The organism is Bifidobacterium saguini DSM 23967, from assembly GCF_000741715.1.
GTDB lineage: Bacteria > Actinomycetota > Actinomycetes > Actinomycetales > Bifidobacteriaceae > Bifidobacterium > Bifidobacterium saguini.
The window spans coordinates 45,647-58,784 of sequence record NZ_JGZN01000007.1 but is presented as its reverse complement, the minus strand read 5'-3'; the positions used below and the strand labels follow the sequence as shown (position 1 = coordinate 58,784).

Annotated in this window: 12 protein-coding genes and 4 tRNA genes; 15 read left to right on the top strand and 1 reads right to left on the bottom strand. The window is 56.0% G+C overall.

Annotated features, from left to right (window positions below; translation table 11 throughout):
* Positions 1-30: 30 nt before the first annotated feature.
* The 9 genes from BISA_RS04810 to dapC all read left to right on the top strand — a co-directional run bounded on the left by BISA_RS04810 (position 31) and on the right by dapC (position 6,388).
* Complete coding sequence (locus BISA_RS04810) at positions 31-1,110, top strand: histidinol-phosphate transaminase (RefSeq protein ID WP_033890544.1); 1,080 nt, start codon at positions 31-33, stop codon at positions 1,108-1,110.
* Between the two features lie 159 nt (positions 1,111-1,269).
* A tRNA-Tyr gene (locus BISA_RS04805) sits at positions 1,270-1,351 on the top strand.
* A 1-nt stretch (position 1,352) separates the two neighbouring features.
* A tRNA-Thr gene (locus BISA_RS04800) sits at positions 1,353-1,424 on the top strand.
* Between the two features lie 4 nt (positions 1,425-1,428).
* A tRNA-Met gene (locus BISA_RS04795) sits at positions 1,429-1,502 on the top strand.
* A 62-nt stretch (positions 1,503-1,564) separates the two neighbouring features.
* Positions 1,565-1,732, top strand: a complete 168-nt coding sequence (gene rpmG, locus BISA_RS04790; RefSeq protein WP_007053013.1) for a 50S ribosomal protein L33 — start codon at positions 1,565-1,567, stop codon at positions 1,730-1,732.
* A 94-nt stretch (positions 1,733-1,826) separates the two neighbouring features.
* Positions 1,827-3,056 carry a UDP-N-acetylmuramate dehydrogenase gene (locus BISA_RS04785; protein ID WP_033890543.1) on the top strand — a complete coding sequence of 410 codons (1,230 nt, stop codon included), beginning with the start codon at positions 1,827-1,829 and terminating at the stop codon, positions 3,054-3,056.
* A 107-nt stretch (positions 3,057-3,163) separates the two neighbouring features.
* Positions 3,164-4,690 (top strand): amino acid permease, encoded by a 1,527-nt coding sequence (locus tag BISA_RS04780; RefSeq protein WP_033890542.1) that lies wholly within the window; start codon positions 3,164-3,166, stop codon positions 4,688-4,690.
* 77 nt (positions 4,691-4,767) lie between these two features.
* A complete protein-coding gene (gene fdxA, locus BISA_RS04775) occupies positions 4,768-5,088 on the top strand; it encodes a ferredoxin (RefSeq protein WP_033890541.1) in 321 nt (106 codons plus the stop codon).
* Positions 5,089-5,185: 97 nt separating this feature from the next.
* Entirely contained in the window at positions 5,186-6,388 is a 1,203-nt protein-coding gene (dapC, locus tag BISA_RS04770; RefSeq protein WP_033890540.1) for a succinyldiaminopimelate transaminase, read from the top strand.
* Between the two features lie 4 nt (positions 6,389-6,392).
* Here the strand turns inward: dapC and dinB are convergent, their stop codons facing one another.
* Positions 6,393-7,667, bottom strand: a complete 1,275-nt coding sequence (gene dinB, locus BISA_RS04765) for a DNA polymerase IV (protein ID WP_033890539.1) — start codon at positions 7,665-7,667, stop codon at positions 6,393-6,395.
* 143 nt (positions 7,668-7,810) lie between these two features.
* Between dinB and BISA_RS04760 the strand changes: the two genes are divergently transcribed.
* The 6 genes from BISA_RS04760 to BISA_RS04735 all read left to right on the top strand — a co-directional run bounded on the left by BISA_RS04760 (position 7,811) and on the right by BISA_RS04735 (position 13,121).
* Positions 7,811-8,758 carry an EamA family transporter gene (locus BISA_RS04760; RefSeq protein ID WP_033890538.1) on the top strand — a complete coding sequence of 316 codons (948 nt, stop codon included), beginning with the start codon at positions 7,811-7,813 and terminating at the stop codon, positions 8,756-8,758.
* 78 nt (positions 8,759-8,836) lie between these two features.
* A tRNA-Ser gene (locus BISA_RS04755) sits at positions 8,837-8,923 on the top strand.
* 361 nt (positions 8,924-9,284) lie between these two features.
* On the top strand, positions 9,285-10,652 hold the full coding sequence (locus BISA_RS04750; protein WP_033890537.1) for a CapA family protein: 1,368 nt from the start codon (positions 9,285-9,287) through the stop codon (positions 10,650-10,652).
* 117 nt (positions 10,653-10,769) lie between these two features.
* Positions 10,770-11,789: a D-2-hydroxyacid dehydrogenase family protein gene (locus tag BISA_RS04745; protein ID WP_033890536.1), complete on the top strand. Its 1,020-nt coding sequence runs from the start codon at positions 10,770-10,772 to the stop codon at positions 11,787-11,789.
* A 21-nt stretch (positions 11,790-11,810) separates the two neighbouring features.
* Entirely contained in the window at positions 11,811-12,455 is a 645-nt protein-coding gene (locus BISA_RS04740) for an IMPACT family protein (RefSeq protein ID WP_033890535.1), read from the top strand.
* 21 nt (positions 12,456-12,476) lie between these two features.
* A complete protein-coding gene (locus BISA_RS04735) occupies positions 12,477-13,121 on the top strand; it encodes an AbrB family transcriptional regulator (RefSeq protein WP_033890534.1) in 645 nt (214 codons plus the stop codon).
* The last annotated feature ends 17 nt before the right edge of the window (positions 13,122-13,138 follow it).

Sequence of the window (13,138 nt, the reverse complement as noted above, 5' to 3'; positions counted from 1 at the left end):
CGGAAAAGAAAAACGGTATAGGATGGGGCCATGAGTTTCAAACATCGCAGCATTATTGACACCATCCCCTCCTACAAGCAGGGCAAGCCGGCTCCCAAGGTTGAGGGCCAGCGCTCCTTCAAGATTTCCAGCAACGAGAATGCATTCGACCCGCTACCCAGCGTGGTCAAGGCCATTGAAGGTCACGCGTTGCCGCACCTGAACCGCTACCCGGATATGCGCGGTTGGGCTGTGGTGGAGCGTCTGGCCGAGGAAATCGGCGTCAAGCCGGAAAACATCGTGCTCGGTTGCGGCTCCACCGAGGTCATCACTCAGCTGGTGCAGCTAGTTGCAGGCCCCGGCGATGAAGTCGTGTACCCGTGGCGTAGCTTCGAGGCCTACCCGATTATCGTGGCCGGCGCTGGTGCCACCAGCGTACAGGTGCCGAATCTGCCGGACGGCTCGCACGACATCGATGGTCTGATCAACGCGGTCAACGAGAAAACCCGCTTAGTTATCGTCAACAACCCGAACAATCCGACCTCCACTTCCGTGGCTGCCGAAGACGCGCATCGACTCATGGAAGCAGTGCCTTCCGACGTGCTCGTATTGTTCGATGAAGCATACTTCCAGTTCAATACGGATGCCGATACGTCCGTGGCTATGGATCTGTTCCGTGAATTCCCGAACGTGGTGGTGGCCCACACCTTCTCCAAGGCATACGGTCTGGCCGGTCTGCGTATCGGTTATGGCATTGCTCCGGAAGACGTGATTGACGGTATGCGCAAGGTGGCATTGCCCTTCGGCGTGACCGATGTGGCTCAAACCGCGGCGCTCGCCAGCCTCAACGCCTACGATGAGCTGACCGATCGAGTGAAGTCGATTATTTCCGAACGCAACCGTGTGGTGGCTGCGCTGAAGGATCAGGGATGGGAATTCCCGGAGCCGTACGCGAACTTCTTCTGGCTGCCGTTGGGGGAGAAGACGGATGAGGCCGCCGCGCAGTTCTTGGCTGCTGGCCTGTCCACGCGCGTCTTCTCTGGTGAAGGCATTCGCATCTCCATCGGAGAAGTGGAGGCCAACGATCTGGTCATCGACGTATGCGCCAAGCTTAAGGCTGCTGGTTTCTAACCGGTTTTCCTTGAAAATTCAAGGAAAACAGCTCCAGTAACGGGTAGTGGAAGCTGTTGCGACACGCCGAAATCGTGTCTAAAGTTGCGCGCGTCCGCCAGATGTGTTTATATATCCGAGTTGCCTGTTGAGGTCGAACACCGCAGCGGGAAACAGACTGGCGGATTTCCCAAGCGGTCAAAGGGAGCTGACTGTAAATCAGCCGCTTCGTGCTTCAGTGGTTCGAATCCACTATCCGCCACGCCCCGATAGCTCAGTGGTAGAGCACTTCCTTGGTAAGGAAGAGGTCGTGAGTCCAATTCTCACTCGGGGCTCTCTGGCGGGGTAGCTCAGCTGGCTAGAGCGTACGACTCATAATCGTAAGGTCAAGAGTTCGAGCCTCTTCCTCGCTACAAACTGCGCCCGCTAACCGGTGGGCGCAAATTATACCTAGTAAACACAGAGGTGAATGAGAATGGCTAAGAGCGCCGACATCCGTCCGGGCATCACGCTGGCCTGCACCGAGTGCAAGGAGCGCAACTACATTACGACCAAGAATCGTCGTAACACCCCAGATCGTCTTGAGCTCAAGAAGTTCTGCCCGCGCTGCGGCAAGCAGACCGTGCACCGCGAGACTCGTTGATCGCACGATAATAAACTTCAAACCCAGCCCATGTGGCTGGGTTTTTTCGTATCATTTCACTCCGTATTTTCCACAACCGCTAGGATAGGAAAGCATGACTAGCTTTGCAGACATCACCACTATGGGTGTGGGTGGAGAAATCGCCCATTTTATTGAGCCGACCACACGTGTTGGCCTGATTGAGGCCGTTGAAGATGCTGATTCCAAGGGCCTGCCATTGGTGGTAATCGGCGGAGGCTCAAATATGCTGATTGCCGATGAGCCGTTTAACGGTGTGGTAGTGCGTGACGCGCGCAAGCTCATCACTGTTCCGGACGAGGCAGCCCCAGTGGAAGGGCAGGACCGCACCGTGCACGTCAACGCCGAAGCCGGCGCCAATTGGGATGATTTCGTGGCCTTTACCGTGGAAATCGGGCTCGAAGGTGTAGAAGGACTTTCCGGCATTCCCGGTACGGTTGGCGCCTCCGTGGTGCAGAACATCGGTGCTTACGGTCAGGAAGTGGCCACATCGGTGGAATCAGTGGAAGTCTGGGATCGCAAAACCAAAACCACGCGTGACCTGACGTCCGAAGATCTCCACTTCGGCTATCGCTACTCGGCGCTCAAGGCCAGCATGTACCAGGCTCCCGGAGTGCCGGCGAACGAATTCTTCCCGACCCCGCGCTATGTGGTACTCTCCGTCACATTTGCGCTGACCCATTCCGAGCAAGGCACTGTGGGGTACGGTCAGCTCGCCAAAGCACTCGGCGTTGAAGTCGGCGATCGTATGTCCACCAAGGATATTCGCGAAGCAGTACTCAATGTGCGTGCTGCCAAAGGCATGCTTGAGGATCCCACGCGCTATGCGCTGCCGGCAATGGCTGATGCCAAGCGTGAGAACAATGTTCTGGCTGATTTGCAGCGTTTGTCTGCGCTTAATGAAGCGGCGCACATCGAGCCTACCGAAGATGGTCTGCCTGCTCCTGACTACAATCGCCACAGCTGCGGCTCGTTCTTCATGAATCCTATTCTGCCTGCCGATCAGGCGAAGAACCTGCCTGAAGATGCGCCACGTTTTAATGCGACTTTGCCGAACGGCGACCCCGGCATCAAGACTTCTGCCGCATGGCTGATTGACCATGCCGGATGCCATAAGGGCTTTGCCGTTGCCTCCGATGCTCCGGCCAGCCTCTCCACGCAGCACACGTTAGCGCTTACCAATCGCGGAGGAGCTCGGGCCAAGGATATTGAGCAGCTTGCTCACACAGTGCAGCAGCGCGTACGTGAGGCATTCGGTATCGAGCTGGTTCCGGAGCCGGTGTGCGTTGGCGTACTGAATAAGTAGGTGTAGGGAAGTTACCGATAGGTAATAGACAAGTCACGTAGCCTCTTCTATACTCGTTTTGTTGTTTTTGCGTGCTCAGGTGCGCTCTAGAGGAAAGAGAAGGCTTTATGCAACTGTTCCGTACGAAATCCGTCGAACAGACCATTGCCGAAACAGGTGAAGAGGGCCGCAAGCTCAAGCGCAACCTGACTTGGTGGGATCTGTCTATTATGGGCGTCGCCGTGGCCGTCGGCGCCGGCATCTTCTCCGTAGGCGCGCAGGCCGCCGCTTTCCATGCCGGCCCGGCCGTTATCATCAGCTTCCTGATTGCTGGCGTGGTGTGCGGCGCCGCCGTGATGTGCTACGCCGAATTCGCCTCGATGATTCCGGTGGCCGGCTCCGCCTACACCTTCACCTACACCACGGTGGGTGAGCTGATGGCGTGGATCATCGGCTGGGATCTGATTCTGGAAATGCTCATGGCAGGTTCCGTGATCTCCAAATATTGGGGCGTCTACCTCAATGACTTCATGAGACTCATGGGTTGGAACGCCAACACCAACCTGACATTCGGTTCTTTCCACATTGACGTGGCGCCGATCATCATCGTGGCGTTCTTCACCACCCTGCTCGTCTTCGGCACCAAGATCGGTGCCCGCGTGGATGGCGCTATGACCGTGCTCAAGATCGCCATCGTGTTCTTCGTGGTGATCGTCGGCTTCTTCTACGTCAAGGCCTCCAACTTCACGCCGTTCATTCCACCGGCAGAACCGGCATCCAGCGTGCAAAGCTCCACGGCCGTTTCCGGCGTGATGGGCCAGCCGCTGTGGCAGTGGGCCACCGGCATGGTGCCGTCCATCTATGGCGTGCCGGGCATCCTCTCTGGTGCGGCACTTGTGTTCTTCGCCTTCATCGGTTTCGATGTGGTGGCCACCGCTTCCGAAGAGACCAAGGATCCGCACAAGAACGTGCCACTCGGCATTGGTGTGGGCATGGCCCTGATCATCATCATGTACATGCTCGTGGCCATCGTGACCACCGGCATGGTCTCATACAAGGAGCTCGCCCAGCAGGATAGCCCGTCGCTCGCCACTGCATTCGAGTTGGTCGGTGCCAACTGGGCGGCCAAGATCATCAGCTTCGGCATCGTTCTGGGCCTCGCTACTGTGGTGATGGTGCTGCTGCTCGGTCTGACCCGTATCGTCTTCGCCATGAGCCGTGACGGCTTGCTGCCTCGCAGCCTGTCCAAGACCGGTAAGCATGGCACTCCTGCTGGCCTGCAGATTGCCGTGGGCGTTGTGGTGGCTCTGGTCGCCGCTCTGTTCGATATCGGCGTGCTCTCCGACATGGTGAACATCGGTACACTCTCCGCCTTCACGCTGGTGGCCATCTCCATTCCGATCATGCGCAAGAAGCGCCCTGATTTGCCTCGAGCTTTCAAGATTCCGGGTAACCCTTGGGTGCCGATTTTGATTGGCTTGGCTAACCTGTGGCTGATGCTGAACCTGACCGTGCTCACCTGGATTCGTTTTGTGGTGTGGCTTGTGGTCGGTTTTGCCATCTACTTCGGCTACGGTTATCGCCATGCTCGCCTTGGTACTGGTGAACTAAGCGAAGAACTTTCCGCTGAAACCGATAAGGCCATCAACGGCTGATGCGTTTGCTGACGCTGCGTCAAAGCGTCCGGCCGCGAGCCTAGAATTGACACAGCGTTATTTTCAAGGAGGATTCCATGCCATACGTTGTTGCTCAGCCTTGCGTGGATGTTAAGGACAAGGCTTGCGTGGACGAGTGCCCGGTCGACTGCATCTACGAGGGCTCCCGTTCCCTGTACATCAATCCGAACGAGTGCGTTGACTGCGGTGCATGCGAACCGGTGTGTCCCACTGAAGCCATCTTCTACGAGGATGATCTGCCGGATGAGTGGGCTTGGTACAAGGATGCTGCAGTCAGCTTCTTTGCCGAAGTGGGCGATTTGGGCGGTGCTTCCGCCAATGGTCCGATTGGCAAGGATCCCGAGCAGGTGGCTGCACTGCCTCCGCAGAATCAGTGATTACTGAGCGAATGCCGATCACACATCTCGAACCCCCGACCTCTCTGGCCGGGGGTTCGTCGTATCTTAAGAGAAGCGCTTCGAAGAAAGGGTTCCAATGGGCTTCCACGCATACTCATCCCCGTACGACTGGTCTCGCATCGCCAGCTACAAGGCCACGGCAAAAACCGTACCTGGCGGCATGATTGATTTATCGGTCGGCTCTCCCGTGGACCCCGTGCCCTCCAGCGTGCAGCAGGCGCTCATCGCAGCAGCCGATGCTTCCAATGCACATGGCTATCCGGTCACCGCTGGCACCGCGGACCTTAAGGCTGCTATCAATGATTGGTTCCGCACCATGCGTGGTGTGGATTTGAAGTCCATCAATGCTGCAGCTGTGCCAACTGTGGGCTCCAAGGAAGCTGTGGCATTGATGGCCAGCCTGCTGCATCTGGATTCTGGAGATGTAGTGGTGCAGCCCAAGGTTTCATACCCGACCTACGAAATCGGCACCCAACTGGCTGGCGCTACCGTGCTCAAAGTTGATGACGTGACCGATGTTGATTCGTGGGCCAACGTGCCTCATGTCAAAGCCATTTGGATCAACTCACCATGCAATCCCACAGGTGAGGTCATAGGAGCGGATTGGCTCGCGGACATCGTTGCCGCAGCCCGACGCATCGGTGCAGTAGTGCTGTCCGATGAATGCTATGCGTTGATGGATTGGCGTTCAGTACGTTCTTCTGCTGGAACGCTCGAGAATACCGAACCGGAATCCAATGAGCCGGCTGCCGTTGACCGGTCGTTTGCTTTGTCCGCCACACCGTGCGCTTTGAACCCACAGGTTTGCGAAGGCTCGGCGGATGGCATCTTGGTGCTGTATTCGCTTTCCAAGCAGTCGAATATGGCCGGTTATCGTACGGCATTGATTGCTGGCGACTACCGTCTGATTCGCGAGATGAGTGAATACCGCAAGCAGATTGGCGAGATTATTCCGGGCCCGGTGCAGGCAGCGATGGCTGCAGGTCTGCGTGATTCCGCATCGGTGCATCAGCAGTGGACTCGCTACCATAATCGTCTGTCGGCACTGGTCGAGGCGCTGAAAGCATACGGTTATGATTCCGTGCGCATGCCTGCCGGCGCACTCTATGTGTGGGTGAGAGCCAAGTCCGGCGACTGCTGGACCGATATGGCCAAGCTTGCCGAAATCGGCATTATTCCAAGCCCTGGTGAGTTCTATGGCGCCCCTGCATATTTGCGTTTCTCCGCCACCGCTACTGATGAGGCCGTCAAGGAAGCCTGCCAACGACTCGCAGCATAGCTTCCTATGCCCCGAATTTCACGGCTCCGCTGCCGAACTTGCGGCGTACAGCATCAAGCGCTGCCTCGGCGTCATGCCGACGCGCCTGTGTAGTGCTTCCGCGTGCGTTGACGCTCTCTTCGAGCATGTCATCCAAGGAAGGTTGCACGGCGGTGGAAGCTGCCTCACTGAGTGACGAGGTGCTCATGCCGGCCAATCGAATTAGTTTCGGCAGCATACTATCCGGCCCGGTGGCAAGTGGCATGCCGAGCATAATTTTCAGTTGCCGCACGCATTCGGGGTACAGTATGCCGGCCGTATCGGTCGGGCGTTCCATCGTAAACGACCGGGTCTGATAGCTGAGATCAGCAAATCGAAGCTTGACGGTAAGCGTGCGCGCCACCAAACCCTTACGCCGCAAGGTGCCGGCCACTTCATCGCAAGCCGACCGCAGCAGATCGCACACCACGCGCATATCGCGCGTATCCTGCATCAGCGTGCGTTCCGAGCCGATGGATTTCTCCTCGCGCACTGTTGTAACCGTGCGTGAATCCAAACCATGAGAGGCGGCCCACAGGCCACGAGCCGCTGCCGCCGATCCAGTGGCGCGAGTTAGCGTTGCCTCATCCATACGAGACAGCTCCGCCACCGATGCAACGCCCCAAGCGTTCAGACGTTTTTCCAGCGAAGGGCCAATACCGGGAATGCCGCGCAATGGCATCATTTGCACAAACTCAGCGGAACGGGAAGCGGGAATGAGCAGCATGCCATCCGGTTTGGCGTTCGTGGAAGCCATCTTGGCCACCAATTTATTAGCCGCGATGCCGACCGAACAAGTCACGTGAAAGCGTTGAGAGACCTGTTCGCGAATCCACGCGCCAATCGCGCTTGGCTTGCCCCACTGCAATAGTGCAGCGGATACGTCCATATACCCTTCGTCCACGGAAACCTGCTCAAAGCGGTCGGTGACAGTCAGGAACACCTCGTGCATAATGCGATGCGACATCATGCGGTAGTAACGCATATCCACCGGCAGAAAGATACCGTCTGGGCATAATTGGTGTGCGCGGGCAGCCGGCATGGCTGAATTGATGCCGTACCGTCGTGCCTCGTAGCTTGCAGCCGAAACCACTGCGCGCGGCCCGGTGCCGATAATCACCGGCTTACCTTTCAGCTCGGGATGCCTTGCCACTTCAAGCGAGGCATAAAACGCATCCATATCAATATGCAGCACTGTGCAGCCGGTCTCGTCATGACCCCAGTCGCGTTTGGCGGCAGCCAGCCTTGGTGCAGTGCTCATGCCATTCATTCTAGGCCCGCGCCGAGCCCTGAGTAGTGTTCACTATACGCACATATATGGTCCAATTCCATCTTCGAGTTCATATCTTGGCGAAGTTCATGCGAGTCCGGCACTGTCCCGGCCAAGCGAGTAGCGTGAAGTCTATGAAGAAGGCAGTGGTCAGTATCCTCAATCGTGTTCCTGTTGTGCTTATCGTGATTGGAGAGGCACTGGTCATCTACACGGCCACGGCCATCGCCAAACTTGCGTTTACCCAGCTCGACCCACTGTATTCAGTCTGGTATCGCGTAGGATTCATGACCCTGTTACTGCTCGCTTGGCGCAGGCCCTGGCAGCGCGCCAAGAGAGACAGGCTGTTCCGACGCAGCGCTCGCAGCTGGGGATTGGTGGCGTTGCTCGGATGTGCATTGGTGCTGATGAACACCATGTTTTACGTAGCTATCAGCAATATGGATATGGGTATTGCCGTATCCATTGAATTCATTGGGCCGCTTTCGGTGGCGGTGATTACCGGTCGTAGCTGGCGTGAGCGGCTAGGTATCGGCATTGCTGCTATCGGCGTGGTGCTGCTCGCCGGTATTTCGCTATCCAATCCGGCTAGCAATGGCAGCTTCCTGATTGGTTTGATCGCCATTCTTATCGGTGGCTCGATGTGGGGCGTGTATATCGTCACTGGCCGGCGTGTGGCTGCCGGAGGTAATTCTTTGGACAACCTGTGCATTGCAGTGACCATTGGTTGGATTGTGCAATCATTGTTCTTGGGTGTACCGGCTGTGGAACATGTGATTTGGCCAAAATCAGATGCAACATGGGCTCTTGAGCCGGGTGGTTCGCTGAAGCTTCTGGCGTTGCTGTTTGTGATTTCATTAATGGCTTCGTTCATCCCATACGTGGTGGAACAGATTACGTTGCGGCGCACTACCTCTGGAGCGTTTTCCGTTATGCAGTCCATTAACCCTGCTGTGGCGGTGGCCGTAGGTCTTGCCTTTGGCGAGATTCCAGGCATTGGGGAACTCGTAGGCGTGGGTTTGGTGATATTCGCAGTGATTGTGACCTTTTCCGGTGATGCTGCGCCGGCACAAGGCAAGTGAAAGAAGTTGGTCATGTACGGCACGCCGTATCCGCGGTTCGTGGTACAGTAATGTGCTGTTGCGCTCAGTGTGCAACGTGGAGTCATGCCTGAGTGGCCGATAGGGGCACCCTGCTAAGGTGTTAGTCGCGTAAGCGGCTCGAGGGTTCGAATCCCTCTGACTCCGCAACCAAGGGTTTTGGGTATTCGCTCAAAACCCTTTTTTCATGCCGAAAACGGCGGAATAACGCCGGTTTCAAGCCATTTCGTCGGGTCGTTTCATGTTTGTAATCGTGTGCAGTGCGGCAGGGTTAGCCACAAGATAGCCGGTAAATAGAGCGGTAATTAAGGAATTCATATGCGAACAGTAGACGGTAAGCATCCGCTAGATAGCGGAGCCGGAGGTACGCCATTGTCCGCCCGTCTCCACGGTTTATTCTAGCGATACCAAAACCGCGGCACGACGGCAAAAGACCATCATTTGACCGGAATATGTCATATTCTGGCCTTGAGAGAATGAAGAGTCACACGTTTAAGGATGAACGCATATGGGGCATATCAGAGGGCAAGGGCAGCATAGTGCGGTTCCCACGCCAAGGGCACGTCTGCTAACAGTTATTGCATGTGCGATGGTATTGGCTGTGGCGCTGGGCTTGGGAATCTGGTTGGGAACCAGCCAGCAGCATGCTCGTTTGGCGTCAACAAGTCAAGCACAGCAGAAGACGAGCGGTACCTCGCCATCTGAGCTTAACAAATCCCAGAGCGCTCCTACTCCGGTTGCCGAGCATCATGGTAATTCACCGGATTGCCCGGATCAGGATTGCATCGCGCTGTTGGTGAACGGTGATTTGCTGTTCCATGCCGGTTTGTGGAATCAATTCCGTGGTGCGAATATCAACGCAACTGATGGCACAGCGTTTAACTTCGACCCGCTATTCGAGCCGATGAAGCAGTACATTCAGGCATCGGATATCGCTGTATGCAACTTCGAGACTCCGATATCGCAGCGTGGCGGCCCTTACTCGGCATATCCGGTGTTCAATGTTCCGCCTGAAGTGGCGGACGCTGCCCGTAACGTGGGATATACCGCATGCACGCATGCCACCAATCATTCATGGGATCAAGGTGCGGATGGCATTGCCAGGCTCTGGGACACGCTTGAGGCGGACGGCATTGCACAAACCGGTTCCTATAAGACCGAGGAGGATTCGCTTAAACCACTGGTCATCGATTCTCCGACCGGCGGCGGCAAGCTCGGCCTGATTTCCGGAACGGTATCGTTGAACGGGCAGGTTGCGGATGCGGATTGGCGCGTCGATCGACTGCGTGACACGGACGATCCCCATCATGAGAGCGATATTCAACGCGCGGTGGATAAAGCGAACAAGGCGCGTGAACAGGGTGCCGATATCGTGGCCATCGCCATGCATTCCGTGGTGGAATACATTGATTATGCGGATTCCTGGCAGGTTACCGAGGCTCATGAGCTTGCGGACACTGGTGCTTTTGACGTGATTTACGGTGCTGGATGCCATTGCGCTCAGCCCATCGAAAACTATAACGGTACGTGGATTATCTATGGCCTGGGCAATGCGGTTACCGAAAACGCATCTGCTGAAACCATTGTGAACAATCAAGGTGTGACCGCTCGTATTCAGTTTGCCGGTAAGAAGGGCGTCAAAGGTTCTTGGCGCGTGAACCGTATCGATTGGTTGCCGACCGCGAATCAGCAGCAGGGCACGTACCGATGGTGTCCGATTTCCAGTGATCATCCAATAGGCACCTGTTGGTCGGAAAGTCAGGATGCTCAGGTGCGTCAGCGCATATGGAATGTCATCTACTCTATGGGCGCTGATCAGAACGTGGTACGCGAATGGAATCTGACTGAGGAGCACGCAGCTCAATCGAACAACTGAGGCTCTTGTTCGGGCAAGACAGTAGCGGGTTGAACCGCGCGTTCAACGTTGCCTGATCTGTTGTCTGCCATTGATTGCCGTGTGGGTTTCTCCCGCCGCCCGCCTAAGGTGGTGGCCATGACCGAGATTTTCGAAACGCAGCCTGAGCGTACCGATTTGCCGCTAGTGGTGATGCCTTCCGTATTGGAATCAATGATTGAACCCATCAAAGAGCATTTCCCTGCGCTCAACGATGTGGCTCGCGTGCGCATGTTCGAGGAGTTCACCTCGGATGAAGCCGTGATTGCCGAACGCGTCACCGATGCTGATGCGCTTCTTGTGGGCGGTTATCATATCTCGGATGATTTGCTGCACACGCTTAGCGAGCACAGTCATATCAAGTGCATTGTTTTCTGTGGCACCGGCGTAGCCAGCTATATCAATCTTGATCTGGCGCGTGAGCTGAAAATCCGTGTCTGCAATGCTGAGCATTACGGTGATCATGCTGTGGCTGAGCATACGTTTGCGCTCATGCTGGAGTTGGTGAGACGTACCGGACGATTGGATGCCGATGTTAAGGTTGGTAATTGGGCGTGGGCTGGTGGCGATGGTTTGCAGCTGGCCGGTCGCAAGCTTGGCATTATCGGACTTGGCGGCATTGGATCCACGGTGGCTGGCATTGCGCGTGCGTTTGGTATGCAGGTCAGCGCCTGGAATTCACATGTGCCAGTCGAACATTTCGAACGTTCTGGCGCTAAACCGGTTGACGATCTTAACGAGTTGATTGCGGATAGTGATATCGTTTCGGTTCACCTGCCGTTGAATAATGCCACCCGAGGCATTATCACTGCCGAAAACCTCGCGCATCTGAAACCAGGCACACTGTTCATCAACACCGCTCGTTCTGAAGTCATTGAATCCGGTGCCTTGCTCGCGCGCCTGAATAAAGGCGACATTCCAGCGGGGCTGGATGTTTTCGATCATGAGCCGCTTGCCGCTGCCGATCCCATCTGCCATGTGCCCGGCATTGTGCTCACCCCACACGTCGGATGGCGCACAGACGGTGCATTCAGGGAGCTCACCCGTCAGATGATTCAATGCCTAACCGCTTATTTTGCTGGTGAGGATTACAACGTCGTTGTTTCCGAACGTGGATGATCGCGCGAGACGATAACGCTTATGCAGACGATTCTGAACACTCCTGAAGCTCCCGCGCATGATGCGCTGGTCGAGAAGAAAAGCGAATTCATCGGCGATGCCGCGCATGTATCCTCGCTCGAGGAAGCCGTCGCTTTTGTCAACACCATTCGCGAGCAGCATCCCAAGGCTCGCCATGTGGCGTATGCCGCTATCTGCGGAGGTGCGGACGGCAGATTATCCGAACGCATGAGTGACGATGGTGAACCGTCCGGTACCGCAGGCAAGCCGATTCTCGATGTGCTCAAACAATCCGGTACCACCGACTGTGTGGTGGCGGTAACCCGTTATTTCGGCGGTATTCTGCTTGGTTCAGGCGGTTTGGTTCGTGCGTATTCATCTGCCGCATCATTGGCGATGAAAGCGGCGCAAGTGGCGCATATTATGACCGCGCAGCGTTATCGAGTTCGCTTGGAATATCCGCAGCTTGCCAGATTCCAACAGTTGTTGGCTCAAGTCGATGGCAGTCAGGAAGACGAAAAGTACACGATGAATGTAGAACTGACTGCAGTTGTGCCGCTCGAATCCACTGCCCGATTTGAAGACCGTGTGCGGGAAGCATTCAATGCCGCAGTGGTACCTGATCTTTTGGATCGCATCAACATCCCCGTACCTGTACAAGCCTGAGTATTACTAAGCTGGAGAACTATGACTGACCAGAATGAGAACGAACAGCAGCCTGCAGATGATGCCTCTACGGCAGAGGCTAAGACCTTCGAGCCATTGACCGTTGCGTATGAGCGTCTGCGTCATTCCACCGACTCTGCTGAACTTTCCGAATTCGCCCGTCGCCCTCTGCCGGATCGATCCAATCAGGCCGCATTCTCTCGTGCGACCGCACTGCTTGAAGCAGTGGCAGGCAACCGCCACACCCCTGTGGAAGACCGTGTCTTTCTCGCCACCACCATGCCGTTCCCGAATGTGCTAGTCAAACTTTCCGAAGATCCTGAGGCTTCGGTACGTCAGGCTGTGGCCTCCAACGAAGATGATAAGAACTGGCTGGTAGGGCGTTTGACCAAGGACCCGGTACCTGCGGTACGGGACCATGCATTGCGCAACAAGCGCACGAGTTGGAAAATGCGACTCGAAGGTGCTCAGGATCCAAATGCCGATGCCGAGACTCTTGATTATCTCGGTGCACTGGGTATCGAACTTGAGGAAGGCGCTCCGGCCGTCCTTGCGTCAATGGTTCGTCGAGCAGTGGCATTGAACCCAAATACTTCTGCGGACATGTTGAAGAAATTGGCCAACGACCCCTCTCAAGAGGTTCGTAATGCCATTGCAGAGCGGTAAATCATGCAAATCAATTG

Excerpts from the sequence above, each read along its gene's own strand:
- BISA_RS04810 (WP_033890544.1), top strand. The coding sequence starts at position 31 with ATGAGTTTCAAACATCGCAGCATTATTGACACCATCCCCTCCTACAAG.
- rpmG (WP_007053013.1), top strand. The coding sequence starts at position 1,565 with ATGGCTAAGAGCGCCGACATCCGTCCGGGCATCACGCTGGCCTGCACC.
- BISA_RS04785 (WP_033890543.1), top strand. The coding sequence starts at position 1,827 with ATGACTAGCTTTGCAGACATCACCACTATGGGTGTGGGTGGAGAAATC.
- BISA_RS04780 (WP_033890542.1), top strand. The coding sequence starts at position 3,164 with ATGCAACTGTTCCGTACGAAATCCGTCGAACAGACCATTGCCGAAACA.
- fdxA (WP_033890541.1), top strand. The coding sequence starts at position 4,768 with ATGCCATACGTTGTTGCTCAGCCTTGCGTGGATGTTAAGGACAAGGCT.
- dapC (WP_033890540.1), top strand. The coding sequence starts at position 5,186 with ATGGGCTTCCACGCATACTCATCCCCGTACGACTGGTCTCGCATCGCC.
- dinB (WP_033890539.1), bottom strand. The coding sequence starts at position 7,667 with ATGAGCACTGCACCAAGGCTGGCTGCCGCCAAACGCGACTGGGGTCAT.
- BISA_RS04760 (WP_033890538.1), top strand. The coding sequence starts at position 7,811 with ATGAAGAAGGCAGTGGTCAGTATCCTCAATCGTGTTCCTGTTGTGCTT.
- BISA_RS04750 (WP_033890537.1), top strand. The coding sequence starts at position 9,285 with ATGGGGCATATCAGAGGGCAAGGGCAGCATAGTGCGGTTCCCACGCCA.
- BISA_RS04745 (WP_033890536.1), top strand. The coding sequence starts at position 10,770 with ATGACCGAGATTTTCGAAACGCAGCCTGAGCGTACCGATTTGCCGCTA.
- BISA_RS04740 (WP_033890535.1), top strand. The coding sequence starts at position 11,811 with ATGCAGACGATTCTGAACACTCCTGAAGCTCCCGCGCATGATGCGCTG.
- BISA_RS04735 (WP_033890534.1), top strand. The coding sequence starts at position 12,477 with ATGACTGACCAGAATGAGAACGAACAGCAGCCTGCAGATGATGCCTCT.